This window comes from Frondihabitans sucicola (assembly GCF_030296615.1).
Classification (GTDB): Bacteria; Actinomycetota; Actinomycetes; order Actinomycetales; family Microbacteriaceae; genus Frondihabitans; species Frondihabitans sucicola.
On record NZ_AP027732.1, the window covers coordinates 1,584,056 to 1,609,133 of the forward strand.

19 protein-coding genes, 1 tRNA gene and 4 pseudogenes are annotated in these 25,078 nt (G+C 70.0%); 12 read left to right on the forward strand and 12 right to left on the reverse strand.

Annotation, left to right across the window (positions count from 1 at the left end; all coding sequences use genetic code 11):
* Window positions 1-17: 17 nt before the first annotated feature.
* From QUE79_RS08275 to QUE79_RS08290, 4 genes are all read right to left on the reverse strand, one after another.
* Complete coding sequence (locus tag QUE79_RS08275) at window positions 18-998, reverse strand: epimerase (protein ID WP_286346247.1); 981 nt, start codon at window positions 996-998, stop codon at window positions 18-20.
* Window positions 991-1,722, reverse strand: a complete 732-nt coding sequence (locus QUE79_RS08280) for a DUF4166 domain-containing protein (RefSeq protein ID WP_286346248.1) — start codon at window positions 1,720-1,722, stop codon at window positions 991-993. The genes QUE79_RS08275 and QUE79_RS08280 overlap by 8 nt, the downstream gene beginning before the upstream one ends.
* A gap of 26 nt (window positions 1,723-1,748) precedes the next feature.
* Window positions 1,749-1,937, reverse strand: a complete 189-nt coding sequence (locus QUE79_RS08285; protein ID WP_286346249.1) for a YegP family protein — start codon at window positions 1,935-1,937, stop codon at window positions 1,749-1,751.
* A 136-nt stretch (window positions 1,938-2,073) separates the two neighbouring features.
* On the reverse strand, window positions 2,074-2,430 hold the full coding sequence (locus QUE79_RS08290) for a hypothetical protein (protein ID WP_286346250.1): 357 nt from the start codon (window positions 2,428-2,430) through the stop codon (window positions 2,074-2,076).
* Between the two features lie 206 nt (window positions 2,431-2,636).
* Here QUE79_RS08290 and QUE79_RS08295 point away from each other — a divergent pair.
* Both QUE79_RS08295 and QUE79_RS08300 read left to right on the forward strand, forming a co-directional pair.
* Window positions 2,637-6,499: pseudogene (locus QUE79_RS08295) on the forward strand (AAA family ATPase).
* A 7-nt stretch (window positions 6,500-6,506) separates the two neighbouring features.
* On the forward strand, window positions 6,507-6,710 hold the full coding sequence (locus QUE79_RS08300; protein WP_286346251.1) for a hypothetical protein: 204 nt from the start codon (window positions 6,507-6,509) through the stop codon (window positions 6,708-6,710).
* A 118-nt stretch (window positions 6,711-6,828) separates the two neighbouring features.
* Here the strand turns inward: QUE79_RS08300 and mscL are convergent, their stop codons facing one another.
* From mscL to QUE79_RS08315, 3 genes are all read right to left on the reverse strand, one after another.
* Window positions 6,829-7,332 (reverse strand): large conductance mechanosensitive channel protein MscL, encoded by a 504-nt coding sequence (gene mscL, locus QUE79_RS08305; RefSeq protein WP_286346252.1) that lies wholly within the window; start codon window positions 7,330-7,332, stop codon window positions 6,829-6,831.
* A 69-nt stretch (window positions 7,333-7,401) separates the two neighbouring features.
* Window positions 7,402-7,788 (reverse strand): FmdB family zinc ribbon protein, encoded by a 387-nt coding sequence (locus QUE79_RS08310; protein ID WP_286346253.1) that lies wholly within the window; start codon window positions 7,786-7,788, stop codon window positions 7,402-7,404.
* 16 nt (window positions 7,789-7,804) lie between these two features.
* A complete protein-coding gene (locus QUE79_RS08315; protein WP_286346254.1) occupies window positions 7,805-8,386 on the reverse strand; it encodes a 5-formyltetrahydrofolate cyclo-ligase in 582 nt (193 codons plus the stop codon).
* 51 nt (window positions 8,387-8,437) lie between these two features.
* On the opposite strand from QUE79_RS08315, the gene galU reads away from it, so the two are divergent.
* From galU to QUE79_RS08335, 4 genes and pseudogenes are all read left to right on the forward strand, one after another.
* Window positions 8,438-9,331: a UTP--glucose-1-phosphate uridylyltransferase GalU gene (gene galU, locus QUE79_RS08320; RefSeq protein ID WP_286346255.1), complete on the forward strand. Its 894-nt coding sequence runs from the start codon at window positions 8,438-8,440 to the stop codon at window positions 9,329-9,331.
* Window positions 9,332-9,362: 31 nt separating this feature from the next.
* A pseudogene (locus tag QUE79_RS08325) lies at window positions 9,363-9,999 on the forward strand (GNAT family N-acetyltransferase).
* A 201-nt stretch (window positions 10,000-10,200) separates the two neighbouring features.
* The gene (locus QUE79_RS08330) at window positions 10,201-11,304 is read left to right on the forward strand and encodes a hypothetical protein (RefSeq protein ID WP_286346256.1); all 1,104 of its coding nucleotides are present in this window, start codon (window positions 10,201-10,203) and stop codon (window positions 11,302-11,304) included.
* Window positions 11,305-11,527: 223 nt separating this feature from the next.
* A tRNA-Ala gene (locus QUE79_RS08335) sits at window positions 11,528-11,600 on the forward strand.
* A 285-nt stretch (window positions 11,601-11,885) separates the two neighbouring features.
* On the opposite strand, the gene QUE79_RS08340 is transcribed toward QUE79_RS08335, so the two are convergent.
* On the reverse strand, window positions 11,886-12,290 hold the full coding sequence (locus tag QUE79_RS08340; RefSeq protein WP_286346257.1) for an ASCH domain-containing protein: 405 nt from the start codon (window positions 12,288-12,290) through the stop codon (window positions 11,886-11,888).
* Between the two features lie 92 nt (window positions 12,291-12,382).
* Between QUE79_RS08340 and QUE79_RS08345 the strand changes: the two are divergent.
* From QUE79_RS08345 to QUE79_RS08360, 4 genes and pseudogenes are all read left to right on the forward strand, one after another.
* A pseudogene (locus tag QUE79_RS08345) lies at window positions 12,383-12,514 on the forward strand (ABC transporter ATP-binding protein); the annotation flags it as partial.
* 202 nt (window positions 12,515-12,716) lie between these two features.
* Window positions 12,717-13,289 carry an AAA family ATPase gene (locus QUE79_RS08350; protein ID WP_286346258.1) on the forward strand — a complete coding sequence of 191 codons (573 nt, stop codon included), beginning with the start codon at window positions 12,717-12,719 and terminating at the stop codon, window positions 13,287-13,289.
* Window positions 13,286-14,077, forward strand: a complete 792-nt coding sequence (locus QUE79_RS08355) for an ABC transporter permease subunit (RefSeq protein WP_286346259.1) — start codon at window positions 13,286-13,288, stop codon at window positions 14,075-14,077. The genes QUE79_RS08350 and QUE79_RS08355 overlap by 4 nt, the downstream gene beginning before the upstream one ends.
* Window positions 14,078-14,199: 122 nt before the next feature.
* Window positions 14,200-14,487: a hypothetical protein gene (locus QUE79_RS08360; RefSeq protein WP_286346260.1), complete on the forward strand. Its 288-nt coding sequence runs from the start codon at window positions 14,200-14,202 to the stop codon at window positions 14,485-14,487.
* 170 nt (window positions 14,488-14,657) lie between these two features.
* Here QUE79_RS08360 and QUE79_RS08365 read toward each other — a convergent pair whose 3' ends face one another.
* Window positions 14,658-16,619 carry an ABC transporter ATP-binding protein gene (locus QUE79_RS08365; protein ID WP_286346261.1) on the reverse strand — a complete coding sequence of 654 codons (1,962 nt, stop codon included), beginning with the start codon at window positions 16,617-16,619 and terminating at the stop codon, window positions 14,658-14,660.
* Window positions 16,616-18,349 carry an ABC transporter ATP-binding protein gene (locus QUE79_RS08370; RefSeq protein WP_286346262.1) on the reverse strand — a complete coding sequence of 578 codons (1,734 nt, stop codon included), beginning with the start codon at window positions 18,347-18,349 and terminating at the stop codon, window positions 16,616-16,618. The genes QUE79_RS08365 and QUE79_RS08370 overlap by 4 nt, the downstream gene beginning before the upstream one ends.
* A 91-nt stretch (window positions 18,350-18,440) precedes the next feature.
* Between QUE79_RS08370 and QUE79_RS08375 the strand changes: the two genes are divergently transcribed.
* Together QUE79_RS08375 and QUE79_RS08380 are read left to right on the forward strand one after the other, a co-directional pair.
* Window positions 18,441-19,982: a DUF7059 domain-containing protein gene (locus QUE79_RS08375; protein WP_286346263.1), complete on the forward strand. Its 1,542-nt coding sequence runs from the start codon at window positions 18,441-18,443 to the stop codon at window positions 19,980-19,982.
* A 315-nt stretch (window positions 19,983-20,297) separates the two neighbouring features.
* Window positions 20,298-22,858: pseudogene (locus QUE79_RS08380) on the forward strand (DEAD/DEAH box helicase).
* A 627-nt stretch (window positions 22,859-23,485) separates the two neighbouring features.
* On the opposite strand, the gene QUE79_RS08385 reads toward QUE79_RS08380, so the two are convergent.
* Both QUE79_RS08385 and QUE79_RS08390 read right to left on the reverse strand, forming a co-directional pair.
* Window positions 23,486-24,013 (reverse strand): ribonuclease H family protein, encoded by a 528-nt coding sequence (locus QUE79_RS08385; RefSeq protein ID WP_286346264.1) that lies wholly within the window; start codon window positions 24,011-24,013, stop codon window positions 23,486-23,488.
* Between the two features lie 171 nt (window positions 24,014-24,184).
* Window positions 24,185-25,015 carry an aldo/keto reductase gene (locus QUE79_RS08390; RefSeq protein WP_286346265.1) on the reverse strand — a complete coding sequence of 277 codons (831 nt, stop codon included), beginning with the start codon at window positions 25,013-25,015 and terminating at the stop codon, window positions 24,185-24,187.
* Window positions 25,016-25,078: the final 63 nt, after the last annotated feature.

Genomic DNA, 25,078 nt, shown 5'->3' on the forward strand with positions numbered 1-25,078 from the left:
GGAGGCTCCTGGGGCGTTTACGCAGCGGCGGAACGCTCGGCGACGATCGACTTGAGGGTCTCGTCGAGGTGGGGGTGCTCGAACTCGTAGCCGGCAGCCACCAGGCGTTCCGGCACGACCCAGCGGCTCTTCAATACCAGCTCGACCTCGGTGCGGATGGCGGCCGTTCCGAGCTCGAGCATCCAGCGCCAGGCCGGCAGCCCCAGCCGGACGCCGAGGGCGTGGCGGAGGTCGCGCATCATCGTGCGGTTGTCGCTCGGGTTCGGCGACGACAGGTTGACGACGCCTTCCAGCTCGGGGTGCGCGCGCAGGAACCGGATGCTGCCGAGCACATCGTCGATGTGGATCCAGCTGAACTTCTGCAGGCCGCCGCGCGCGCCGAACGCGTGGTATGTCCCGGCAGCCCGCCGCGCGGACGACGCCGGCCAGTGTCCGTCGATCTGCGGGCCGCCCAACCCGAAGCGGGCCAGGGTGATGAGCGGCACGAGAGCGCTGCCGTCTCCCAGCACGATCGCCATGCGCAGCGCCACCTTCCGGGTCTCGGGCAGGGACGATGCGAAGAACTCCTTCTCCCAGGTCGTGGCGATCGACACCGAGAAGCCCGTGCCGATCTCGCCGGTCGACTCCGTCATGGGGCGGTCTTCGGCGTGGCGGTAGATGGTCGCGGTCGACGAGTTGAGCCACAGGGGAGGAGGGGACGCCGCTGCCGCGATCGCCGTCGCGAGTTCCCGGGTGGTCTCGATCCTGGAGCGCAGGATCTCCTGCCGGTTCGCCTCGCCGTAGCGGCAGTCGACGCTCTTGCCCGCGAGGTTGACCACCAGGTCTGCTCCGTCGACCAGTCGGGTGATCGCCGCTGTGTCGCCCCAGGACGCGTCGGGCCCGCGACGACCGATCAGCTTCACGTCGGCGCCGTCCCGACGGAACGCCTCGGTGAGGGACGAACCGATGAATCCGCTCGCCCCGGCCAGCACGATGCGATCCTGCTTCTTCTCACTCATGCTGTCGTCCCCCTGTGGTGCCACCCGCGCGGTCGTCGGTGACGGTGTAGTCGAAGTGGCCCGCGTACTCGTAGATTCTGCCGATGACGGGCAGGCGCAGCACGACCGAGACGTGCTGTCGTCGCACGCCGTCGTCGAAACGCTCGACGAGTTCGACCGTGGGAGCGAGGGCGGGCAGGATCACGACGCGGCGCGGCCCGATCCGGACAGCGACCTCGTCGGAGTGCATCGTGAGCGCGCCGCCCTCCACGGAGGCGCGGAGCCGCGTGGTCAGGCGGCTCGCCCCGCCGAGCGTGTCGACGAGCTGCGGTCGGGCGTCCCCGGCCTGCCCACGGCCCGCGCCCGGTGCGCTCGCCGCCGTCGGCGCGACTCCCGCAGGCGGTTCCGCGGGCGTGACGGCCGTGATCGCGTCCAGCATCCGCCGCTCTCCGCGTGCGAAGTGGAAGGTCCGTACCGCCCTCACCCCCGTGACTCCCGCGGCATCGACCATCGGCCGGTTCTCGACCGTGAACGCGACGTCGCCCTCCCACGCCGGGAAGGCGATTCCGGCGCGCCCGAGCAGCCAGAGCGCAGGCCAGAGCCAGCGTCTCGGGGTCCCCGCCCGGTCGAACGTGCCCTGGCCCCGGCCCACGCTGCCCGCCGGGATCTCACCGAAGTAGGCGCGGAGTCTCGGGTGCAGCCCGTCGATCTCGGCCCCCAGGACGATCTCGTAGGGAGAAGCCATGCCCTGACGCTAACGCGCGCAGGGACTCAGGAGCGCGGGGTCCGGTCGTCGACGATCGCGTCTGCGGAGACTTTGCGGACCGCGTCGATACCGTTCTGCGCGGCGCCCTTGGTCGTGTAGCTCTCGGACGTGGCGATGATCTCGCCATTGGACGCCACCAGGTTGAAGTGGAACGAGCCCGACTCGGACTTGGTGAGAACGAATTTTCCAGCCATGTGTAAAACCCCTGTCGTTCGACGACCGGCCTCGTGAACCGGTGGAGCATCAGCATAGAGCCGCATCATGCCCCGTTGGGCTTTCTATTTCACAATTGTCGTCGTCAGTCGGAGAGCAGGACGGCGAGGGCGCTCTTCAGAGCCTCGCGGTCGCGGCGAAGCTTGGCGACCTCGGCCTCCAGCTCGGTGACACGAGCGTCGGCGCCGGCCGCGCGCGCGGGGAGCGGCGCGCGGGTGCCTCGGGCGGAGTGGGCGACGGTGCGGCCGACGTGGCGACACTCGCCGGGGCGGCTGCGGCGACGGGCTCGTCGGCCGGCGCGTTCGCTTTCTCCCAGGCGCGGATCCAGCCGCGCAGCGACTGCTCGCCGACCTCGAACTCGTCAGCCGTCTCGCGGATGATGCTGCGGTTGCCCGGCTCGGCCGAGCGTCGTTCGAGAACGCGTGCCAAGGAGGCGTCGCGTGTCTCGGACGTGTACTTCTGTTCGAAAGGCATGGTGAGTCTCCTGGTCGTTGTGACATGCATTCGGCTCGGGTTATATGCGCATATTATGCCCGTTAGCGGTATGGAAACGCCTGAGCGGCGAGAGCGCGGCGCGTTCGGGCCACGCGTGCCGCCGCGAAGGGCTCCCGAGCCCGGGCGACTGGGAAAAACCGCCCGTCCTCCCGGCATTCCGAGCTCGAACGCCTTAAGGTCGAGGTGTGTGGCGCGTGGACAGACAGCAGGACGACGGCGACGGAATCGATTCCGACGTGCCGCTCCGCGCGCCCGACAACACGACCGCCCCGCACACCCTGAGCCTGGGCGATCCGACACTTCAGGTGGGCAACGTGGCCGAACCGGTCTGGGACTCCTGGCGCAGCCGGCTGGCGGGCGTCGGCGGCGGTTCGACGCTGCTGCACTTCCGTGACGCGCCGCGGACGCGCATCGAGCTCAGCACGACCCATCCCGGCGGTCTGGCGCAGTTCATCACCGGCAAGACCACCCTCCTGTCGAGCCTCATCCGCGACGACCTGGCCCTCCGGACAGCGCGTCTCGCGGCCGGCGAGATCGCCGCCAAGGGCCTCGAACTCTCGACCGTGCGCGGCATCGACGCGATCCACCTCGCGATCGGCATCGCGCACTGGACCTTCTCGGGAGAGTCGTTCCGAGCGCCGCTCCTGCTTCGTCCTCTCGCGATCCGGCGCCACGGCCGCGATTTCGAGGTGAAGCTCCTCGGTACGCCGTTCCTCAACCCGGCCCTCGCCGACGCCCTGCGCGACCAGTTCGGCATCGCGCTCGACGCCTCGGCCTTCGTCGCTCTCGCCGACCGGGAGGGCTCGTTCACGCCCAACCCGGTGATCGATCGACTCCGCGGCCTCACCGCGCACCTCGACGGCTTCACCGTCCAACCCCGCCTCGTGGTCTCGTCGTTCGCCGACGTCGCGACCGACATGGTCGCCGACACCCGCGAGCTGAGCCACCCGGTGCTCGACGCGCTGGCCGGCAACCCGACGTCGCTGCAGCAGATCAAGGCCTCCTACCGGCCCGTCTCGCCGACTCCGCAAGACGAGCGGAGCCCCGAGACCGACACGCTCCTCCTCGACGCCGACAGCGAGCAGGAGAACGTGGTCGCCCAGATCACGGCCGGCAACTCGCTCGTCGTCAAGACGCTGCCCGGCACCGGCGGCACCCAGACCATCGTCAACACCATCGGCACGCTCGTCGCGCAGAACAAGCGCGTCCTGGTCGTCTCCGCCCGTCGTGCCACCCTCCGCGGCATCTCCGCCCGTCTGACCGAGATCGGCCTCCCCGGGGTCGCCGTCTCTCCCGACACCCTGCGCCGCGACGTCATCAAGGCGATCGGACGAAACGAGAAGGCGAAGCAGGCCGGAATGGCCGAGGTCGACGACGCCCTCGTGCGCCTTCGCCGCGTCCTGGTCGACTACCGCGGGGCCCTCAGCCGCAAAGATCCCGTCCTCGCGGTCTCGGTGCTCGACTGTCTCACCGAGCTCGCCCGTCTGGCGCTCCTCCCGTCGGCGCCGGCCACCACCGCGCGCCTCAGCAGGCACAGCGTCGAGTCGATGGTCGAGGGCGCGGCCGCGTCGCCGAGACCATGGTCGGTGCGGCGAACCTCGGCGAGTTCCGCTACGGCCCGGGCGACTCGCCCTGGTACGGCGCCCGGTTCGACGACGGCAACGGCACCGGCACGGTGACCGCGGGTCAGGCCCACCAGCTCGCGAAGAACCTGTACCACCGGGACGTGCCGCACCTGCTCGAGCGGGCGAACGAGGTCGTGGGTTCCACCCGGATGCGCCCGTTCGTGAGCATCCACGAGCTCGGCATCTACCTCCGGCTGCTCGCCGACGTCGGCGACACGCTGGACAAGTTCCTCCCGGTCGTCTTCGACCGCTCGGTCACCGAGCTGATCGAGGCGACCTCCGGGCACCGCGACGGCGACATGAGCGGCGCCAACCGGCGACGCCTGAAGAAGCTGGCGCGCGAATACGTCCGCCCCGGCATGCACGTCCCCGATCTCCACGAAGCGCTCGAGCGCGTCCAGCAGCAGCGAATCCTCTGGCAGCGCTATGTCGCGGCCGGCACCCCGCCCGAAGTGCCGACGGGCGTCAGCGACACCATCGCGCTCTACGGCCACGTCAGCGCGGACCTCGCGCAGCTCGACCGTCCGCTCGGCCTGTCCGGGGACGACCTCCTCGAGCAGATCGGCATCGACGAACTGCAGCAGAAGCTCGAGGTGCTGGCGGCCGAGAGCGACGTGCTCAACAACCTCCAAGAGCGCACCCAGCTGATGACGACGCTCCGCGACCTCGAACTCTCGCCGCTCATCACGGATCTGGCGAACCGCCACGTACCCGAGGCCCAGGTGGCCGCCGAGCTCGAGTTGGCCTGGTGGCGCTCGGCCCTCGAGTCGCTCCTCGAGGCCGACCGAGCGCTCCTCGGTGCCAACACCCCCATGCTCGACCGCCTCGAAGCCGACTTCCGGCTCGTCGACGAGGCGCACGCGGCGGGCAGCGCTCAGTCGCTGGGATGGCAGCTCGCCGAGAACTGGAAGCTCGGCCTCGTCGACTGGCCCGAAGAGTCGGCTCAGCTGAAGCAGCTACTGCGCCACGACCGGGTCAGCAGCCGTCTGCTGCAAGACGCCGCTCCGCATCTCTCGCGCGCCGTCGCCCCGGTCTGGATCGCGTCCCCGTACGAGGTGCACCGGATCGCCGACACCGTCCCCTTCGACACCGTGATCCTCGTCGACGCCGGCGCGACGACGCTCGCCGAGAACGTGGGCGCCATCCGCCGCGGTCGGCAGACGGTCGCCTTCGGCGACCCGGTGACCGAGACGCCCTCCGACTTCTCCATCGCGGTCACGCCGTTCGTCGACGATCAGCCGCCCGTCCGTCCGGCGCGGTCGGCCTCGAGCCCAGACGCCGACGACGAAGCCGACGGCGAGCACCACGACGCCGACTTCGACGCGGTGGCCACGGCCGAGTCGCGCCTCGAGCAACTCCACGAAGAATCCGCTCTCGCGCGCCTCTCCACGATCCTGCCCACCCTGTCGCTCACCCGCAGCTACCGCGCCGGCGGGGAAGACCTCGCCGAGCTCGTCAACCGCCGCTTCTACGGCGGCCGAATCGAGTCGCTGCCGTGGGCGGGCAGCTTCCTGGGGCACGGCAGCATCTCCCTCGACTACGTCTCGGGCGGCACCGCCGTTCCCGACCCCGAGTCCGGTGCCGTCGAGAGCGTCGACGCCGAGGTCGACCGGGTGACGGCGCTCGTCCTCGAGCACGCCCGCGTCCGTCCCACCGAGTCGCTGATGGTGCTGACGGCGTCGTCCAAGCACGCGATCCGCGTGCAGCAGGCTGTCCTCACCGCTGTCTCCGGGCACAAAGACCTGACCGAGTTCGTCGTCGGTGACCGCCGCGAACCGTTCATGGTCGCGACCCTCGAGCAGAGCGTCGCCCAGAGCCGCGACCACGTCATCTTCTCCATCGGCTACGGCCGCACTCCGCACGGCCGCGTCCTCAGCGACTTCGGCGCCCTCGGACAGCCCGGCGGGGAGCGCCTGCTCGCCGTCGCGATGACGCGCGCGCGCCGCTCCATGGTGATCGTGACCTGCTTCCAGCCGAGCGACATCGACGCCGACCGGATGGGCCACGGCACGGTCGCGCTCTCCGAGATCCTCAGCGAGGTGCAGGTGCGCACGACGGCCGAGCACGTCCCCGACGACAGCGACCCCATGCTGGTCGACCTGGCCAGGCGGCTCGAGGCCAAGGGAATCCCGGTCGCCCTGGGGCACCGCGGCAAGCTCGGCCTCGTCTGCGCGAACGACGGCGTCTGCGTCACGATCGAGACCGACTCGACCCTCGTCGAGTCGAGCCTTCGGGAGTCCCTGCGCGCGCGCCCCGAGATCCTGCGTCGCCTCGGCTGGCACTACGTCCGGGTGCACGCGTTCCAGCTGTTCACCGACCCCGACGCGGTCGCGACCAGGATCGCCGACGTGCTCGGCCTCGGAGCCTCCCACACGCAAGAGATCCCCGTGGTGTCCGCGCGGCAGCACGTCAACACGCACTAGAGGCGTCGTGAGCGACGAAAAGCAGGGGACGCAGGATCCTGCCCCCGCTTCTCCGGCGGAGGCTCCTCGCGGGGCGCGCCGCCGCGGCCGCCGCGTGACGACGGCACCGGTGCCGGGGAGCGACCCGACTCCTGCGCCCCTCGACCGCCGCGTCGACACGCACGACAACGACGCGCGGCTGAAGGCCGACAAGCCGCCGCACTGGGGCTGAGTGCGGGGCGTGCCGCGATACGTTTTGTGGACATCGATACCGGCCGCGGCCGGTATCGATGTCCGCAAACGCGTTGCGGCACGCCCCGCAGCCTCCGGCGGCCGGAATCACAGCAGGATCAGGCGGAGGGGATTCCGGGGACGCCGGTGGTGCCGGTCGGCGTCGGCGGGTCGACGGGCCCGGCGTGCGAGCCGTGCGTCTCGCCCAGCGAGCTGTTCTGCGCACGGAGCAGGTCGCGGATCTCGCTGAGGATCTCGACATCGGTCGGCGGGACGTCCTGCGGGGTGCCCTCGGTCTCTTTCTGCTTGGCGAACGCCGTCTTGAGGAGGTGGTTGATCGGCAGCACGAGGCAGAAGTAGACGACGGCGGCGATGATGATGAAGTTGATGGCAGCGCCGATGACGGCGCCGAACTTCAGCTCGGCGTGGCCTCCCGACACCGTCGGGATGGCGACCTTGAGGGCGTCGTCGAGCATCGTGGCGTTGAACAGGGCGCCGATCAGCGGGTTGAAGATGTTCGTCACGAGCGAGGTGACGATCGCGGTGAAGGCAGCACCGATGACCACAGCGACGGCCAAGTCGATGACATTGCCGCGCAGGATGAACTCTTTGAAGCCCTTCACGGGTACTCCTTCTTCTCGAGTGACGAAGTGTGAATCACCGTCGACTCAACCAGAAGCAGCGTACCGGCGCTAGGAGGAGGAGCTCGACCCGCCGGTGGACGGGCTGCTCTTGGCCGGCTTCGACGGGGAGGACGAGGCCGCCGCGGGGGAGGAGGTGGAGGCCGGTTTCGAGTCGCCCGACGACGAACCGCCCGATCCTGCGCCCTCGCTCTTCGACCCGCTGCCCTCGCTCCTCGACCCGGACGAACCGGAGCCGGAGTCTGCGCCCGAGGCAGGCTTCGCCCGCGAGTCGGTGCGGTAGAAGCCGGAACCGTTGAACGTCACCCCGACCGGGCTGAAGACCTTGCGGAGCCTGCCGCCGCAGACCGGGCAGACCGTCAAGGTGTCGTCGGTGAACGACTGGTGGATGTCGAAAGCGTTGTCGCACTCGGTGCAGCGGTAGGAATAGGTGGGCACGGGAACCTTTACAGGGCTAGAACCGGTGGATGCCGGAAGGAGTGACGACCCCGTCGACCGCCTGGTCGTGCCGTTCGCTCGGCACCGACTCGACGTACTCGGTGTCGAACACCACAGCATAAACCGGCGGCCGCTTCTCCATCGAACCGAGCGTCTTGTCGAAATAGCCCTTGCCCCAGCCCATCCGCATTCCCGAGTGGTCGATCTGAGCGGCGGGCACGACGATGAGGTCGACGTCGTTGATGGCCATCGGGCTCAGGACCTCGCCGACCGGCTCCGGCAGGCCGAACAGGCCCTCGGTCTCCGACTCGAAGTCGGTCGAGACCGCCCAGTCGAGCAGGCCGTCCTCGCGCGTGATCGGGAACAGCACCCGGATCCCCTGCTCGTTCGCCCAGTTGAGGAAGGGGCGGGTGTTCGGCTCGAACGCCGCCGAGAGGTACGCCGACATCGACGTGATGCCCAGCTCTTTGGCCAGCGAGACGAGGTTCTCGGTCAGCGTCTCGGTCGACGCGGAGGCCTCGGTTTCGGTCATCGCGCGGCGGCGGGAGCGGAGCTCTTTGCGGAGAGCGCGTTTGGCATCGCCAACGAGATCGGTCATGCCCGCAATCTTAACCGCACCGTAACGCCACAAATAGATACGCTGAGCGGCATGGGATTCACCATTTCTAAAGCCGTCATTCCCGCAGCAGGGTTGGGAACACGCTTCCTTCCCGCAACCAAAGCCATTCCGAAGGAGATGCTCGCGGTCGTCGACAAGCCGGCGATCCAGTACGTCGTCGAAGAGGCGGTGTCAGCCGGGCTCACCGACGTGCTGATGATCACCGGCCGCAACAAGAACGCGCTCGAGAACCACTTCGACCACGTGTCGGAGCTCGAGGAGAGCCTTCGCAAGAAGGGCGACCACGACAAGCTCGCGAAGGTCAACCAGTCCACCGACCTCGCCGACATGCACTACGTGCGCCAGGGCGACCCGCTGGGGCTCGGACACGCCGTGCTCCGCGCCAAGATGCACGTCGGGCGCGAACCGTTCGCCGTCCTTCTGGGCGACGACATCATCGACGCCCGCGACCCGCTCCTCAGCCGCATGATCGAGGTGCAGGGCACGAAGAACGCCTCCGTCGTGGCCCTCCTCGAGGTTCCGGAGTCGATGACCCACCTCTACGGTGTGGCCACCGTCGAGGCGACCGACGAAGACGACGTGGTGAAGATCACGGGCATGGTCGAGAAGCCGGCGCAGGGCGAGGCACCCTCGAACCTCGCCATCATCGGCCGCTACGTGCTGCGCCCGGAGGTCTTCGACGTTCTCGAGAAACAAGCACCCGGCAAGGGTGGCGAGATCCAGTTGACCGACGCCCTCGAGAAGATGGCGGGCGCCGAGGAGTGGACCGGAGGCGTGTACGGAGTCGTGTTCCGTGGCCGTCGGTACGACACGGGTGACAAACTCGACTACATCAAGGCGATCATCCAGCTCGCGAGCGACCGGGACGACCTCGGCTCGGAGCTCAAGCTGTGGCTCAAGGAGTTCACGGCCGGGCTGGAGTAGCCCGCCGGAAGAGTTAGGTAGAGACGAAGAAGTGACCACCATCCCCACGCTGGTGTCGGGTCGGGTCGGTATCCGGCCGCTGCGCCTGCGTGATACACGCGACCTCGATCGCGCGCTGGCGGAGAACCGCGCCTGGCTCCGCCAGTGGGAGGCCACGAATCCCCACGGTTTCACCACCATCGACGTGAGATCGAGCATCCGCTCACTGCAGACCAATGCGCGAGCGGGCTCGGCCTCCCGTTCGCCATCGAACTCGACCAGCGGTTCGTGGGGCAGCTCAACGTGTCCGGCATCACCTACGGTTCGCTCGCGTCGGCGACGATCGGGTACTGGGTGACGCAGTCCGCGGCGGGCAACAACGCCACCCCGACCGCTGTCGCGCTGGCGACCGACCACTGCTTCCAGCGGCTCGGGCTGCACCGCATGGAGATCTGCATCCGGCCCGAGAACGGGCCGTCGCTCCGCGTCGTCGAGAAGCTCGGCTTCCGCTACGAGGGCTGCGCCGCCGCTACATCCACATCAACGGCGACTGGCGCGACCACTTCTGCTTCGGCCTCGTCGCCGAAGAGGTGCCCGAGGGCGTGCTGCGCCGCTGGCACGAGGGCCGCGTTCCTCCCGGTCAGGGAACGGTGCCGCCCGAGGCGTTGGCTGAGGCTGGGCGCCGCTGAGTCGATGGGCGGCTGCGCCGCGCGGTCACCCTCGGGCCGCGGGAGTGCTCCCAGGCCTTCGGCCCGTCGTACCGACGTCTGCGTCGTGCCGAAGGGCGGCGGCGCCGCGCGGTCGGCGTGGGGCCTCGGATGCGCGGCTTCGACGCAACACACCCCGCGATGGGCGCGGCTCGGGCTGCTCGTCCTCCTACCCTTGCCAGCATGGGAATCGGGTCATGGGGTGGAGGCATCGTCCTCGGACTGGTCGCCGTGCTCTGGCTGGTGTACCTGATCCCGTCGTGGGCGAAACGCCAGCAGTACCTCGCGACCGAGCGCAACGCCGTCCGGCTGCAGCAGACGCTCCGCATCCTCGCGCAGACCGCCGAGCTGCCCGAAGAGGTCCGCGTCGAGGCCAACGCCAAGTCGGTCGCGAGCGCGCAGAAGATTCTTCGATCCGAAGAGGCAAAGCGCGAGACCATCCGCCGCGCCCAGGAGGCCGCCCGCCAGCGCGCCATCACCCGCGAACTCGCGGCGACCGCCCCCGCCCTTCGCGCCGCCGACGCAGAACCCGCACTCGCCGCCCGCCGCCTCCGCCGCACCCGGCTCGCCTCCACGCTCGTCCTCCTCGCCGGAGTCGTCGCGTTCGTCACGGGCCTGACCGTCTTCGGCTGGCTGATCGCGGTCGCCGGTGCCGTCGCCGGAGTCGGCTCCGTCGTGGTCCTGGCGCAGCTGGCGGCCGTCTCGAAGGCTCGTGCCCGCCGCGCGGTCGTCCAGCCGGTCCTCGCCGACGCTCCGGCCGCGCAGCCGTTCCAAGACTTCGCACCGCGTCAGAGCGCCGCCGACGACGAAGACGGGGCGCAGGATCCTGCCGGCTCGGCTTCCGAGCGCACCGCACGGCAGTGGACGCCCGTCGCCATGCCGCGGCCCCTCTACCTCCGTCGTGGCTCGGCGCGAGCCCTCGCCCGCTCCTCGGCGGTCGCGTCCTCGCCGACCTCCGACGCCGACTCCGACGCTCTGCGCGACGCCGCCACCCGGTCGGCGGAGGCGCTCCGAGCCCGCCAGGAGGCCGCGCGAGACGAAGCCCAGCGCCAGGCCCTGCGCGAGGTCGCTCGCGCGGAAGCGGCGCTGCAGTCGCACCGCGAGGTCGAGGCCCCTGCCGCTCCCGCCGCTCCCGCCGAGCCGGTCCGCATCGCCCCGGCGGCCCCCGCGGCCGTGACGCCGCCGCCTGCCCCGCAGAGTCGGTTCGCCCGCATGGGCTACGTCGACGAGGGCGACCTCGAAGAACTCCGGATCGACGAGATCCTGCAGCGCCGCCGCGCCGTCTGACGCTCTCCGTCGGCGTCGTGAGCGGGGAAGCGGCGTCGGCCGCTGATCGGGGTGCTCGGCATCCTGTTCGTCTTCACGTTCATCCGGAGACGCGAGGGCCTCTCTGCACGACAGCGAGGTGCACCTGCGCGAGGACCCAACGACCGGCGTAGCGTCCGCGAACGACCGAGACGGACGGTGGTCGGGGCGGGTCGCCGCGGGTGCTATCGTGGAACCGCAGTTTGGGGCTATGGCGCAGTTGGTAGCGCGTCTCGTTCGCAATGAGAAGGTCAGGGGTTCGAATCCCCTTAGCTCCACCGCACACAGCAGAAGGCGTGCCCGCCAGGGCGCGCCTTTTGTTGTGTGCGGTCGTGGCACAGCGATTCGAGGAGGAGAGAGGGCTTGCCCGAACGACGGGGTCCCCTTAGCTCGTGGCAGATGCTAGGGCGCGTCTCTCACCTCGCCGCGGGCCGTGTGTGCCCTGGATCGCGCAATCTGCGGCGGCGGATTCCTTGAAGGCCGCGGGCGGCCTCCTGCGTCACCCGCCGTGCAGCTCACGAGACCAGACCACACACGACCTGCGGCCAAGTGGGAGACACACCCTAGGGCGCAGCCGCCAAGAGCTCGAAGCGCAGGCAGACGATGAGTTCGTCGTCGGAGACGGGGGCGCCGGAGGCTCGGGACCAGAAGGCGCGGTGCTGGGCCCGCCAGTCGGCGAGGTCGACGAAGCCCTCGCCCTCGGCGTCGGCGAACTCCCACGGCACGTCGGCGAACGGCACGACGTCGACGCGCGTGATCCTGATCGAGGCCACGGGGGATCCTGCGTCATCGACCACCACGAGGACCTCGCCGAGGTGCTCGAGCTCCTCGCCCTCGTCGGCGTACTCGGCGAGGCGGCCCGCCGTCGCCGTCTTGGCGCCCGCGACGACGAGGCCGACGAGCTGCTGGCGCAGGGGGCCAGGGGTGCCGAACTCCATCACGCGTTCGTGGCCGCTGCGGGGAAACATGGTGCCACCGTAGCCCGGCGTCGCCGGCGAGACCGGGGCTCCACGCCGGATGGCGGACGACGTGGTAAGCCTGCGATCAGGAGGCGGAAGCGATGGTGCAGGAGCAGGGCCCGACCGCTGCGAGCGTGTCCGGGCTGGTGAAGTCCTTCGGGCGGACCGAGGCGCTCCGCGGCGCGACGTTCGAGGTTCCGAACGGGAGCGTGGTCGGCCTGATCGGGCCGAACGGCGCCGGGAAGACGACGGTCATGCGGATCCTGCTCGACATCGTCCGGGCCGGGGAGGCCGAGCGACCGTGCTCGGTCGCCCCTCGACGGACGCAGGATCGCAGACGCGTCGGCGGATCGGTTACCTCCCGGGGATCTCCGGCTGGAGGGGCGCATCTCGGGCCGGAGCCTGCTCGAACACTTCGCCGAGATCTCCGGGCCGGTGTCGCGCGGGGCCGCCGCCGGCCTGGCGGACCGGCTGCGGGTCGATCTCTCGGCGAGCGTCCGGTCGCTGTCGAAGGGGAACCGGCAGAAACTCGGGATCATCCAGGCCTTCCAGCACGCACCCGCCCTGCTCGTGCTCGACGAGCCCACGAGCGGCCTCGATCCCCTCATGCAGCGGGAGTTCCTCGCGCTGGTGAGGGAGGCGAGGGACGCGGGGTCCACGATCCTGCTCTCGTCGCATCAGATCAGCGAGATCCAGCAGGCGGCCGACGAGGTCGTCCTCCTGAAGGACGGTGAGGTCGTCGCGCGCAGCACCGTCGACGACTTGAGGGCGGCGGCGCCGAGGCACGTCGTCGTGCGGGCGGACGGGATCGACGCGGACGAACTGCGACTGAGGCTCGGGGCCTCGCTCACCGACGCGACGTTCGAGGCCGGGCGGGCGTCCGGGATCCTGCACGGCCCCGTCGCCGCGCTGGTCTCGTCGGTCGGCGCGCTGCCGGTGACCGACCTCGTCGTCGAGGAACCCGACCTCGAGCAGGTCGTGCTGGGCCGCTACGGAGGTGCGTCGTGATCGCGCTCTTCCGCAAGGTGTTCACCGACAGCGGGCTCGGGCTCCTGCTCTGGTGCGTCGTCATCGCCGCGCCGGCGGCCCTGTACCTGCCGCTGTTCCCGTCGATCGGCGGCAACGCGCAGATGCAGAAGCTGATCGACGGTCTTCCGGCCGCCCTCACCAAGACGATCAACTACCAGTCGATCAGCACCGGGTCCGGTTACACGCAGTCGACCTACTTCGGGTTGATCGGCTTCGTCCTGGTGAGCGTCGCCGCCATCCGGTGGGGCGCCTCAGCCATCGGAGGTGACGAGGAGACGGGGATCCTGGAGCTGACCCTGGCCCACGGGGTCACTCGCAGCGAGGTGATCGTGGCCCGCTACGCCGCCCTTCTCGTGCGGGTGGCGGCTCTCGCCGTCGTTGCGTTCCTCGTCGTCCTGGCGTTCGACGCGCCCGGAGACCTGGAGCTCGACCTCGGCCACCTCGCGGGCACCGCCGTCGTGTTCGGCGCCCTCGCCCTCGTGGCCGCGAGCGTGGCCTTCCTGTTCGGCGCCGCCTTCGGTCGCAGCGTCTGGGGAGTCGCCGCGGGCGCGCTGGTGACGGCGCTCGGGTACGTGTTCAACGCTCTCGGCAACCAGGAGGCGCGGCTCGAGTGGCTGCATCACCTCTCGCCGTACTCGTGGGCGTTCGGCGGTCAGCCGCTGTCGTCCGGGAGCTCCCTGGCGGGACTGCTCGGGCTGCTCGCCCTGTCGGCGGTGGCGTTCGTCGTCGCGCTCCTGGTCTTCCGGCGTCGCGACGTCGGGGTCTGACACCGCGCTGACTGCGGTCGTGGCGGCGGGGCGGCTGCATGCCCGCGACTCGTGGCGAGTCTGTGCGCCGGGCGTGTGCCCCCGGGTCGTCGGGCAGCGGGTTCCGCCCGTAGGCTGGCCGGGTGCCCGAAGACGAAGCGCAGCCCGCCCGAATCGAACTGATCCTCAGCCGTCCGCCCGTCGGCTGGTTCCCGAAGCCGACCGTCGTCGTCGGCGGGCGCGGACAGCCGGCTCAGTGGGGCACCGGCACCTGGCAGGTCGAGCCGGGTGCGACCATCGGCGTGTACCTGTTCAACCGAGTGTGGAGGTTCGGCGCAGCCGAGCTCGTCGCCGGCGGGCCGGGCACGACGCTCCGGTACCGCGCGCCGTGGCTGCCGTTCGGCCCGGGGCGCCTCACGTCCGTCGCCTGACCCGGCCGCCCTGTCGTCCTGCCCCCTGCCCCCCTGCCCCCCTGCCCCTCCTGAAATCGAAGGGGATTCTCGCCGACGACCCCCGCACTGCGGCAGAACAGGCCGTCCAGCGAAAATCCCCTTCGATTTCGGGGGAGGGAGGGAGGGAGGGAGGGTGGGGAGGAACGCGGCTACTCCTCCGCCACCGCACCCGCGAACTGCGCGTTGTAGAGCGAGTAGTAGGCGCCGCCTGCCGCGAGCAGCGACAGGTGCGTTCCCTGCTCGACGATCGTGCCGGCCTCCATGACCAGGATCAGGTCGGCGTCGCGGATGGTCGACAGCCGGTGGGCGATCACGAAGCTGGTGCGTCCCTGTCGGAGAGCGCTCATGGCCTGCTGCACGAGCAGCTCGGTCCGCGTGTCGACGGACGACGTCGCCTCGTCGAGGATCAGCACGCTCGGCCGGTTCAGGAACGCCCGGGCGATCGTGAGCAGCTGCTTCTCGCCGGCACTGACGTTCGATCCTTCGTCGTCGAGGACCGTGTCGTAGCCGTCGGGCAGCGACCGCACGAACCGATCGACGTAGGTGGCCTTCGCCGCGGCGACGATCTCGTCGTCGGTGGCGGTCGGCCGACCGTAGGCGATGTTGTCGCGAATGGTTCCGGCGAAGAGCCAGGTGTCTTGCAGGACCATGCCCATCCGGCTCCGCAGGTCGAGACGCGACAGGGAGGCGATGTCGACGCCGTCGAGCGTGATCCTGCCGGAGTCGACCTCGTAGAAGCGCATCATGAGGTTGACCAGCGTCGTCTTGCCGGCACCGGTCGGCCCCACGATGGCGACGGTCTGGCCGGGTTCGGCGACGAGCGAGAGGCCGTCGATCAGCGGCTTGTCGGCGACGTACCGGAACGAGACGTCGTCGAAGGCGAGGCGCCCCTCGGTGGGGCCGAGACGCACAGGATCCGCGGGATCCTGCGACTGCTCCTCGGCGTCGAGCACCTCGAAGACGCGCTCGGCCGAGGCGACCCCGGACTGCAGCAGGTTGGCCATCGAGCCGAGCTGCGTCAGCGGCTGCGTGAACTGCCGCGAGTACTGGATGAACGCCTGCACGTCGCCGATCTGCATCGCACCCGACGCCACTCGCAGGCCTCCGACGACGGCGATGGCGACGTAGACGAGGTTCCCGACGAACATCATCGACGGCATGATGATGCCCGAGACGAACTGCGCGCCGAAGCTGGCCTCGTAGAGCTCCTGGTTCTTCTGGCGGAACCGCTCCTCGACCTCGCGGTGCCGGCCGAAGACCTTGACGAGGGCGTGTCCGGTGAAGGCCTCCTCGACCTGCGCGTTCAGGGCGCCGGTGTGCGACCACTGAGCGACGAACAGCTTCTGCGACCGCTTCGCGATGACAGTGGTGATCAGGATCGTGAGGGGGATCGTCACGAGGGCGATCACCGCGAGCAGCGGGGAGACGACGAACATCATCACCAGGACGCCCACGACGGTCAGGAGCGACGTCAGCAGCTGGCTCATCGTCTGCTGGAGCGTCTGAGAGACGTTGTCGATGTCGTTCGTGACGCGGCTGAGCAGCTCGCCGCGGGGTGTCTTGTCGAAGTACGCCAGCGGCAGCCGGTGGATCTTCTCCTCGACGTCGGCGCGGAAGCGGAACACGGTGCGCTGGACCACGCCGTTCAGGAGGTACGACTGCAGCCAGCTGAACACCGATCCCGCGACGTACAGCGTCAGGACGAGCATCAGGATGTGCGACAGGGCGAGGAAGTCGATGCCGACGCCCGGCGTGAGGTGCATGCCGCTGAACAGGTCGGCGAGCTGGCCCTGGCCGCGGGCTCTCATCGACTGGATGACCTGGGCCTGGGTCTCGCCCGAGGGGAGGTTCTTCGAGAACGCTCCGGCGACGATGAGGTTCGTTCCGTCGCCGAGCAGGCGGGGGCCGAGGACGGAGAAGAGGACGCTGCCGATGGCGAGCAGGACGACGAGGGCTATCTTCGCTCGCTCGGGGAGGAGCCTGCGGAGCAGCCGCTTGGCGCTCGGGCCGAAGGCGAGCGACTTCTCGGCGGGCATCTGGCCGGCGAAGGGGCCGCCGCCGCCGGGCCCGCGTCGGGCGGGAGGACGCTGGGACGAGGAGGTGGTGCTCATGCCGCCTCCTCCGCGGTCAGCTGCGACGAGACGATCTCGGCGTAGGTCTCGTTCGAGGCGAGGAGGTCGTCGTGGGTGCCCTGCCCGACGATCCTGCCGTTCTCCAGGACGACGATCTGGTCGGCGTCGATGACGGTCGAGACCCGCTGGGCGACGATGACGAAGGTGGCTCCGTCTTCGTGCTCGCGGAGCGCTGCTCGGAGGCGGGCGTCGGTGGCCAGGTCGAGCGCCGAGAACGAGTCGTCGAAGACGTAGATCTCGGGACGCTTCACGAGGGCGCGGGCGATGGCGAGGCGCTGCCTCTGGCCGCCGGAGACATTGGTGCCGCCCTGGGCGATCGCGGCGTCGAGGCGGTCGTCCATCTTCTCCACGAAGTCGCGTGCCTGGGCGATCTCCAGCGCCCGCCAGAGCTCGGCGTCTGTCGCGTCGGGCTTGCCGTAGCGGAGGTTGGTCGCCACCGTGCCCGAGAACAGGTAGGGCTTCTGCGGGACCAGCCCGATCGTGGCCCAGAGCACGTCGGGGTCGAGTCGACGGACGTCGACGCCGTCGACGAGCACCTGGCCGTCGGTCGCATCGAACAGGCGCGGCAGCAGGTTGACGAGGGTCGTCTTCCCCGAGCCGGTCGACCCGATGATCGCCGTCGTCGTGCCGCGTCGGATGTCGAGTTCGACGTCACCGAGGACGGGTTGCTCGGCACCGGGGTAGGCGAATCCGACGCCGCGGAGCTGGATGGCTCCGCGGCCGGTGAGCTCGGTCACCGGGTCCGGATCGACGACGACGCTCGGCTCCGTGCGGAGCACCTCCGAGATGCGGTCGGCGCAGACGGCGGCGCGCGGTACCAGGATCGCCATGAAGGTCGCCATCATCACCGACATCAGGATCTGCAGGAGGTAGCTGAGGAACGCGGTCAGGGTGCCGACCTGAATCGACCCGTCGTCGACCCGGTAGGCGCCCAACCAGATCACGGCGACGCTCGAGACGTTCAGCACGAGCATGACGGTCGGGAACATGAGGGCGAACAGCCGCCCGGCTCGCAGGGCGGTGTCGGTCACCGCCGTGTTGGCGTCGGCGAACCGATTGCGCTCGATGTCTTCGCGGACGAAGGCCCGGACGACCCGGATACCGGTGAGCTGCTCCCGGAGGACCCGGTTGACCGTGTCGATCCTGGCCTGCATCTTGCGGAACTGGGGCACCATGCGGGTGATGATCAGACCGACCGCGATCAGGAGGACCGGCACGCTGATGGCGATGATCCAGGACAGCCCGGGCGACTGCTGGATCGCCAGGATGATGCCGCCGATGCAGAGGATCGGCGCCGAGACGAGCAGTGTGCACGACATCAGCACGAGCATCTGCACCTGCTGGACGTCGTTCGTGTTGCGCGTGATGAGCGACGGTGCGCCGAATTTCGTGACCTCGCGCTCCGAGAAGGCGGCGACGCGACCGAAGACCGCACCGCGGAGGTCGCGCCCGGTGCCCATGGCGGCCCGCGCGCCGAAGTAGACGGCGGTGATGGCGCACGCGATCTGCGCGAGAGTGATGAGGAGCATGATCAGGCCGAGCCGCAGGATGTAGCCGGTGTCGCCCGTGGCCACGCCGTTGTCGATGATGTCGGCGTTGAGCGTCGGCAGGTACAGCGAGGCGATCGACGAAGCGAGCTGGAACACGACGACTCCCGCGAGCAGCCGCCAGTGCGGCCGGAGGAATTGCCGGAGGAGAGGGAGGAGCATGGAGAACCTTTCGCGCGGGGTCGCACCGCGGATCCTGCGGGGGAGCCTAGTGAGGGCCGATCCCGGCCACAAGGTCGGGCAGGATGGTCGGGTGCGTTCCGATCTCCCCACCCGTCTCCGCCACGACCTCGACCGGTCGCTCTTCACGGTCGCCCGGCTGTCCGGCGCCGGCGCCTGGGGCGCCTCCGGCGGTGCGGCACTCTTCCGCGGAGAGCGGATCGCGGCCAGGCGAGCCCTCGCGAGCAGGATCCCCGCCACCGGCGAGGAGCGCGCGTCCGACACGCTCGCGCTGCTCTTCGTGCTCGGCTACCCGCAGTCCCGAGCGGACGTCGACGCCGCCCTGCCCACGCTGGGTCTCGGCGGGGCGGAGGCGCTCTCGCTGATCCAGGTCGACGGCGACACCGTGCGGCCCCTCGTCGACCTGCGGCCCTACTCGTTCGTCGACAGCGCCGGCGAGGTCACCTGGTGGATCGCCTCCGACCTCGGCGAGCTCGCCCTCCAGGGGCCGCTGCGCGAAGACCACGTGCTCGGCATCGGGGGCGCCTCGACGACGCTCAGCGGGCTCATGATCCCCCGCGCGGTCGACCGGGCCCTCGACCTCGGCACGGGCTGCGGCATCCAGGCGATGCACGTCGCCCGACACGCTCGTCACGTCGTGGCGACCGACATCTCCTCCCGCGCTCTCGACTTCGCCCGCTTCAATGCCGAGCTCAACCTCGTCGACGGCATCGAGTTCCGTCTGGGCGACCTCTTCGAGCCGGTCGCCGGCGAGACCTTCGACCACATCGTCTCCAACCCGCCGTTCGTGATCACGCCGCGGGCCGAGGGCGTGCCGGCGTACGAGTACCGCGACGGCGGCATGGTCGGCGACGCTCTCGTGGCGACGGTCGTGGAGCAGGTCGGCGCGCATCTCGCACCGGGCGGCGTCGCCCAGCTGCTCGGCAACTGGGAGACGGGCGGCTCGGGCAAGCGCGGCGCCTTCTCGGTCGCCGACTGGGTGGCCCGAGGCGGAGCCGACCTCGACGTGTGGGTCGTCGAGCGAGAGGTGCAGGACGTCGCGAGCTACGCCGAGACCTGGATCCGCGACGGAGGCACCCGGCCGGGCTCAGCCGACTTCGAGCGCCTCTACGAGGTCTGGCTCGACGACTTCGCCGCGCGTCAGGTGAGCGAGATCGGCTTCGGCTACGTGACCCTCCGCAGGCCGCAGGATCCCGAGGCGGCCACCACCACGACGATCGAGCGTCTCGCCGGCTCCCTCGGGTCGAACGACACCGGGCTCGGCGCGCACCTGCTCGAGGGCCTCGACGCGGTGGACGCCCTCCGTTCGCTCACCGACGACGAACTGCTCCTCACGACGCTGCGCGTCGCCGGAGACGTCACGGAGGAGCGCCACTACTGGCCGGGAAACGACGATCCCACGGTCATCAGCCTCCGCCAGGGCGGCGGCTTCGCCCGCACCGTCGAGTCGGGGACCGCGCTCTCGGCGCTCGTCGGCGCCTGCGACGGCGACCTCGGCGTCGGAGCGATCGTCGGGGCCCTGGCACAGCTGCTCGAGGCGTCCGAGGCCGACCTTCGGGCGGAGCTCCTGCCGCGCGTGCGAGAACTCGTCCGCGTGGGCATCCTGCGCCTCTGACGTCGCGTGCCCTGAACTGGGTCGTCTATCACCCACGAATCACCCCCGCTACCTATGCAAAGGCATATAGCCTAGGGATCGCTCTCGGCTGGTTACCGAGGCACCACGTCCAGTTCCGAACCGATCGCGCGGCAGTCACCTGATCCGATTCCGCTCGGTCGGCCTCGAGGACGTGCTGATGCGCCCCCAGTCCGCCTCGCGGCGTCGACGGGGGCGCATCTCTGTATCGCGGGACGAACGCGCGCTCCTGGCCACGCGCCGCCGGCCAAACACCTGGTCTCGCCCGCAGGCGCAGTAGGGCAGGATCGATGCATCATGTCGAATGCGCCTCTCGCCGCCCTGCTGTCCGAGTACTACGGGCCGAACGACACCACCGGCGACGGCACCTTCGACCCCGACACCGTCTACACCGACTTCGCCGCGTGGGCCGAGTCGCGCGGACTCCCGCTCTACCCGGCCCAGGACGAGGCCATGATCGAGCTCGTCTCCGGTGCTTCCGTGATCCTGTCGACGCCGACGGGCACGGGCAAGTCGCTCGTGGCCGCGGGCGCTCACTTCGTCGCGCTCGCCACGGGCAGGCGCAGCTACTACACCGCACCCATCAAGGCTCTCGTCAGCGAGAAGTTCTTCGCGCTCGTCGACCTCTTCGGCCCGGAGAACGTCGGTATGGTCACCGGCGATTCGTCCGTGAACGCCGATGCGCCGATCATCTGCTGCACCGCGGAGATCCTGGCCAACCTCGCTCTGCGCCACGGTGCGGCTGCCGAGGTCGGGCAGGTCGTGATGGACGAGTTCCACTTCTACGCCGACCCCGCGCGCGGCTGGGCGTGGCAGGTGCCGCTCCTCCTGCTGCCCGACGTGCAGTTCCTGCTCATGTCCGCCACCCTCGGCAACGTCGAGAAGATCAGCGACGACCTCGGCCGTCGAACCGGCGAGCCGGTCGCTCTCGTCACCGGCGTCGAGCGCCCGGTGCCGCTGCACTACTTCTACGCGACGACTCCCGTGCACGAGACCGTCGAAGACCTGCTCTCGACCGGCGAGGCTCCCATCTACGTCGTCCACTTCTCGCAGGCCGCCGCCCTCGAGCGGGCGCAGGCGCTGTCGAGCATCAAGATCGCCAGCCGGGAGCAACGCGACGAGATCGCCTCCCTGATCGCGGGGTTCCGTTTCTCCACCGGCTTCGGCAAGACTCTCAACCGCCTCGTGCGCGCGGGCATCGGCGTGCACCACGCCGGCATGCTGCCCAAGTACCGGCGGCTCGTCGAGCAGCTCGCCCAGCGCGGTCTGCTCCGGGTGATCTGCGGCACCGACACGCTCGGCGTGGGCATCAACGTGCCGATCCGGACGGTCCTGCTCACGGCGCTCACCAAGTTCGACGGCACCAGGATGCGCCAGCTCACCGCGCGCGAGTTCCACCAGGTCGCCGGGCGGGCCGGGCGGGCCGGTTACGACACCGCCGGAACCGTCACGCTCGAGGCCCCCGAACACGAGATCGAGAACCTGTCGCAGATCAAGAAGGCCGGCGACGACCCGAAGAAGAAGCGCAAGATCATCCGCAAGAAAGCCCCCGACGGCTTCGTGTCGTGGGGCGAGCCGTCGTTCTTCAAGCTGATCGAGGCCGAGCCGGAGCCCTCACCTCCAGCATGCAGATCACCCACGCCATGCTCCTCAACGTGATCGCCCGCGGCGGCGACGCCTTCGCGAACGTGCGGACGCTCGTCTTCGACAACCACTCGTCGAAGGCGCAGCAGTTCGCCCTCGCCCGCCAGGCGATCTCGATCTACCGGGCGCTGCGCGAGTCGGGCGTCGTCGAGCAGTTCCCCGGGATTCCGACCGCGGAAGACCCGGATCCTGCGCCCTCCATTCGCCTCACGGTCGACCTGCAACCGAACTTCGCCCTCAACCAGCCGCTGTCGCCGTTCGCGCTCGCCACGTTCGAGGTGCTCGACCCCTCGTCGGATTCGTATGCCCTCGACATGGTGTCGGTCGTCGAGTCGACCCTCGACGATCCGCGGCCGATCCTGTCGCAGCAGCAGTTCAAGGCCCGGGGCGAGGCGGTGGCGGCGATGAAGCAGGAGGGCATCGAGTACGACCAGCGCATGGAGCTGCTCGAGGAGGTCACCTGGCCGAAGCCGCTCGACGAGCTGCTGACGGCGCTGTTCGAGACGTACAAGGCGTCGCAGCCGTGGATCGGCGACTTCGAGCTCTCGCCCAAGTCGGTCGTGCGCGACCTGTACGAGCGGGCGATGACGTTCGGCGACTACGTGAACTTCTACGGGCTCGCCCGGTCGGAGGGACTCGTGCTCCGCTACCTGTCCGACGCCTACCGGGCGCTTCGACAGACCATCCCGAACGAGTCGAAGACCGACGACCTGCTCGACATCATCGAGTGGCTCGGCGAGCTCGTGCGGCAGGTCGACTCGTCGCTGCTCGACGAGTGGGAGGAGATGGTCAACCCGACGGAGATCGCGGCGGAGCAGGCCATCGTGCCGCCCGTTCTCCGGACGCTCACCGGCAACCACCGGGCGTTCCGCGTGCTCGTACGCAACGAGCTGTTCCGGCGGGTGCAGCTGGCGGCGCTCGACGACGCCGACGCTCTGGGCGAGCTCGACGCGGCGGCCGGCTTCGACGCGGACGCGTGGGGCGCGGCCCTCGACGGGTACTACGACGAGTACGACTCGATCGGCACCGGCCCGGGGGCTCGGTCCGCGGCGATGCTCGTCGTCACGGAGGGCCCGACCGCGTGGGAGGTGCGCCAGATCTTCGACGATCCCTCGGGCGACCACGACTGGGGCATCACCGGCACCGTCGACCTGGCCGAGTCGAACGAGCAGGGCCTCGCCGTGCTGCGCGTGACGGCCGTCGGCCCCGTCTAGCCCGGCCCCGCCGAGCCCGGCCCTGCCGTAAGACGTTTCCCGGACGATTCAACCTGCCGCGGCAGGGCGATTCGTCCGCAACTCGTCTCGTTTTTGCAGGATCGGTGTCCGGCGGCGAACACTTCGACGAGGATTCGGAAGAAGGACGCCGATCCCATCGGCGTGAGGGCGGATCGGCCGGGTAGGTCGCCCGGGGCGCGGTGCCAGTACCCGGCGCTCCCGAGGTCGAGGACGCGGAATGCCGCGCCGGCGACCACAGCGGCGCCCTCGAGGAAGCGCCACGTCTCCGACCACGCGCGCGAAGACGGGCGGGGCGGTCAGCGATCCGGGTACCGGGGCGGCCGCATCGCGCAGCCGCGTCTCGATGACGGCGTCGTCGAATTCGACGGGCTCCGGACCGTCGGCAAGCAGCCACGCCGGAGCGATGCCGTGCCACGAGACGCCTCGGCCGATGGCCCGGTTGGCGGGCAGGATCTCGATCAGCCGGCCGTACCCCTCGCGGCCGCACGTACTTCAGAAGGTCGCGTGCGCCTCGGAAGGCGGCACGCGCCTCGGAAGGCGGCACGCGCCTCGGAAGGCCGCACGCGCCTTGGAAGGCGGCACGCGCCTCAGAAGGCCGCACGTGCTTCAGAAGAGGGCGGGCGGCTCCGCAGCGGGAGCCGCGGCTTCGGCCGAGACGGTGGTGACAGGCTTACCGGGCCAGCCGGGGCCGGAGGGCACGGGCCCACGCCGCTGGAACGCCTCGGCGGCCGTGCGCGCGCGGATGTCGGCGGCCTCGTTCATGACGTGGCCGACGTGGCCGCGCACCCACTCGAACGTCACGCGGCGTCCCTGAAGAGCCTCGTCGAGCTCCTTGATGATCTCGACGTTCATCACGGGCTTGCCGTCGGCCTTGCGCCAGCCCTTGCGCTTCCAGCCGGCCATCCACTCGGTGCAGGCCTTGATCGCGTACTGGCTGTCGCAGAGGATCAGCAGGTCGTCGTCTTCATCGGCGGTCGCCCGGAGCAGTTCGAGCACGGCCGTCAGCTCGCCGACGTTGTTCGTGTTGCGGGGCCAGCCGCCGGCCGCCCAGCGGTCGTCGTCGACGTACCACGCCCATCCTGCGGGGCCGGGGTTGCCGAGGGCTGATCCGTCTGCTGCTGCTCGAATGGTCACCCGCCAACGCTACCGGGTGTCCCCTCCTCCCGAAATCGAAGGGGATTTTCGGCCGGGGGCCCGTCCTGGCCCGAGAACCGTGCCCCGTGCCCGAAGTCTCCTTCGATTTCGGGCGGGGCAGAGGGAGGGGCAGAGCAGGGGGCAGAGGGAGGGGCAGGGCGGGGCGCAGGATCAGCCGACCTCGTCGGGGTGCGACCCCACCCGCTCGCCCGAGTCGAGCGCATCGATCACGCCGATGTCGTCGGCGTCGAGCTCGAAGCCGAACACGTCGAGATTCTCGGCGATGCGCGAGGGCGTGACCGACTTGGGGATGACGACGAGCCCCTGCTGCAGGTGCCACCGGATGACGGCCTGGGCGGTCGAGACGCCGTGCTTGGCGGCCAGCGCCAGCAAGGCCGGGTCTTCCAGGATGCGCCCGCGCGCGAGGGGCGACCAGGCTTCGGTCACGATGTGGCGGGCGTCGCCGAAGGCCCGGAGCTCCCGCTGCTGGAGCCAGGGCTGCACCTCGATCTGGTTGATGACGGGCACGACGTCGGTCTCGCCGAGGAGCCGCTCGAGGTGGTGCGTCTGGAAGTTCGAGACGCCGATCGACCGGGTGCGCCCCTCCTCGCGGATCTTCTCCAGGGCGCGGTAGGTCTCGATGTAGAGGTCTTGTCTCGGCGCGGGCCAGTGGATGAGGTAGAGGTCGACGACGTCGACGCCGAGTTTGGACAGGCTGAGGTCGAACGAGCGGAGGGTGGAGTCGTACCCCTGCTGGTCGTTCCAGACCTTGGTGGTCAGGTAGACGTCGTCTCGCGCGAGGCCCGATGCCGCCAGCGCCCGGCCGACGCCGGCCTCGTTGCCGTAGTACTCCGCGGTGTCGAGGTGGCGGTAGCCGGCTTCGAGAGCGGTCGCGACGGTGCGCTCGGCCTCGTCGTCGTCGACCTTGTAGACGCCGAGTCCGAGCTGCGGGATGGAGTTGCCGTCGTTGAGTCGGATCCGGGGGACCGCGTCGAGAGTCATGTCTCGATTATCGGCCTCGCGCCTGTCCGCTCGGTGCGCACGTCGCAGCCCCGCGAGGGCAGC